The sequence below is a fragment of the Kineobactrum sediminis genome, from assembly GCF_002868715.1.
Taxonomy (GTDB): domain Bacteria; phylum Pseudomonadota; class Gammaproteobacteria; order Pseudomonadales; family Halieaceae; genus Kineobactrum; species Kineobactrum sediminis.
Window position 1 is genome coordinate 1 of record NZ_PKLZ01000031.1, and the last position, 1049, is coordinate 1049.

A 1049-nucleotide genomic window follows, 5' to 3' on the forward strand; every position below is an offset into this window, starting at 1 on the left:
AGTTTTATTTTCTTTTATATATATTATTAGATTTCATTTAGTTATAAATAGAGATGATTGGTTTTTGTTATGATTAGGTTTAGAGATTAATATAATAATTTTTATTATATTAATATATAAAGAAAGAAGTATATTAAAGATTGAGTCTTGTTTGAAGTATTTTTTTATTCAAAGAATAGGATCAGCTGTTTTAATAAGATGTTTTTATTTAAATAAGGAGTGAGTAGATTTTGTTGTTTGTTTATTATTGGGTTATAAGATTGGTGCAGGTCCTTTTTTTTTTTGGTTTCCTTCGGTTTGTTCTGGTTTATCGTGAATGTCTTGTTTTATATTAATATCTTTTCAAAAATTAATTCCTTTGATAATTATGAGAATTTTTATTTCTTATGTGATTTATATGATAGTAGTGGTTAGATTATTTTTTGGAGTTTTTGGATGTTATAATCAAAGGAATTTTAAGCAGTTAATTGCTTATTCTTCTGTGTATCATATAGGCTGAATTATATTATGTAATTTTTCTGATGACTTAAGTTGATTTGTATATTTATTATTATATTCTTTAATAATTTTTCCAGTTATGAAATTTTTTAGATTTTTATTATTTGAAGATTTTACAATGTTGATAAAAATAAAATATAAGGGTTGGTTGATTTTAATGGTATTAAGAATAGCTGGGATACCTCCTTTATTAGGATTTTTTTTAAAGTTGTTTGCTTTTATAATGATTTTTAAATATGAGTATTATTTTATAATGTTTTTAATTTTTTGTTCTGTAGTAATGTTTTATGTATATTTTCGTATGATTTATGATGTTTTAATGAGATATTATGATAATATGAATTGAATAAATTTTACTATAATGTATAATAAAAATAATTATTTAATTATAATTAATATTGTAGGGTTAATAATGGGAGTTTTTTTAGTTGTTTTTTTTGTTATATAGTTTATTAAGATAATAATTCTATTAGCTTTCAAGGTTAAAAGTGTATATTTAAAATAATTTTATCTTATATGAATTTACAGTTCATCATCTTATGATTTCTTAA

At 19.8% G+C, this 1049-nt stretch carries 1 protein-coding gene; it reads left to right on the forward strand.

Annotated features, from left to right (window positions below):
* Positions 1-316: 316 nt before the first annotated feature.
* Positions 317-499 (forward strand): proton-conducting transporter transmembrane domain-containing protein, encoded by a 183-nt coding sequence (locus tag CWI75_RS18985; RefSeq protein ID WP_101335831.1) that lies wholly within the window; start codon positions 317-319, stop codon positions 497-499.
* Positions 500-1049 lie beyond the last annotated feature (550 nt).

Excerpts from the sequence above, each read along its gene's own strand:
- CWI75_RS18985 (WP_101335831.1), top strand. The coding sequence starts at position 317 with ATGTCTTGTTTTATATTAATATCTTTTCAAAAATTAATTCCTTTGATA.